The 1,477-nt window shown below is 69.9% G+C and carries 1 protein-coding gene; it reads left to right on the forward strand.

Features of this window, described 5'->3' with window-relative positions; all coding sequences use genetic code 11:
• Positions 1-1,477: condensation domain-containing protein (locus ACFXKG_RS41265; RefSeq protein ID WP_384850765.1), on the forward strand; the 1,477-nt coding region annotated here is incomplete at both ends.

The following is a 1,477-nucleotide window of genomic DNA, read 5'->3' on the forward strand; positions in this document are numbered from 1 at the left end:
GTTTCGGGGGGCTTCGTGAGGTGTGGACGGGGGGTGAGGCGGCGTCGGGTGCGTCGATGGCACGGGTCCTGGAGGCGTGTCCGGGGCTGGATCTGATGCATGTGTACGGGCCGACCGAGTCGACGACGTTTGCCGTGTGCGGTCCCGTGACCGGGACGGACACGGCACATGCCGCTGTGCCCCTCGGTGAGCCGATGGACGGCACCAGCGCCCATGTCCTGGACGCCGGCCTGCGCCCGGTCGCCCCGGGAACCGCCGGCGAGCTGTACCTGGGGGGCACCGGGCTCGCACGAGGGTACGACGGCCAGGGCGGCCTGACGGCGGAGCGATTCGTCGCGGACCCGTTCGGCTCCGGTGGGCGGTTGTACCGGACGGGTGATGTGGTGCGGTGGCGGGCGGACGGCCGGCTGGAGTTCCTGGGCAGGGGCGACGGCCAGGTGAAGATCCGCGGCTTCCGTATCGAACTCGGCGAGATCGAGGCCGTACTGTCACGCCATCCGGCGGTCGGCCGGGTCTCGGTCACGGTCCGCGAGGACCGCCCCGGCGCCAGGCGCCTGGTGGCGTACCTCGTCCCCACGGGAGTCCCGGACACGGCAGGCGTACGCGAGCACGCGGCCCGGCTGCTCCCCGAGTACATGGTCCCGTCGGCATTCGTCGTGCTCGACGCGCTGCCGCTGACCGTGAACGGCAAGGTCGACCAACGTGCACTGCCCGCACCCGAGTTCGACAGCCAAAGCGCGTACGTCGCCCCGCGCACCGAGACGGAACGGGCACTCTGCGCGGTCTGGTCCGAGGTGCTGGGCACACCCCGGGTCGGCGTGGAGGACGACTTCTTCGCGCTCGGAGGAGACTCCATCACCGGGCTCAAGACCGTCACCCGCATCCGGCAGGCCCTCGGCGGAGAACTCACCTCACGCGCGCTCTTCGACCACCCGACCATCTCTGCGCTGGCGGAGGCACTGGAGCGGTCGCTTGCCGGTGCGCCCGACAAGGCGATCGTGCCCGTTCACCGTGACCGAGGGGTGCCGCTCCCGCTCTCGTACGGCCAGGAACGCCTCTGGTTCCTGAACGACTTCGCGCCCGGCGCGGTCGAGTACAACACCGGACTGGCGCTGCGCCTGACCGGAGAACTGGACGTCACCGCTCTCCGCAGCGCCCTCGACATGCTGACCGCCCGCCACGAGGCACTGCGTACCACCTTCGGTGGCGGAGCCCAGACGATCCACGACGATTTCGTCCTCCCCTTGCGCGTGGTCGATCTCTCCGGGACGAGTGAGCACGACCGCGCTTCGGCCCTGGACCAGGTGCTGGGTGCCGAGCAGTCGACCGCATTCGACCTGGTGGCCAGGCCGCCGGTCCGAGTGCTGGTGGTGCGGCTCGGCGAGAACGATCACGTGCTTGTTCTGTCGATGCATCACATCGTGACGGATGGGTGGTCGATGGGTGTGGTGACGCGTGAGTTGAGTGAGTTGTATGG

This window comes from Streptomyces sp. NPDC059255 (genome assembly GCF_042752355.1).
Classification (GTDB): domain Bacteria; phylum Actinomycetota; class Actinomycetes; order Streptomycetales; family Streptomycetaceae; genus Streptomyces.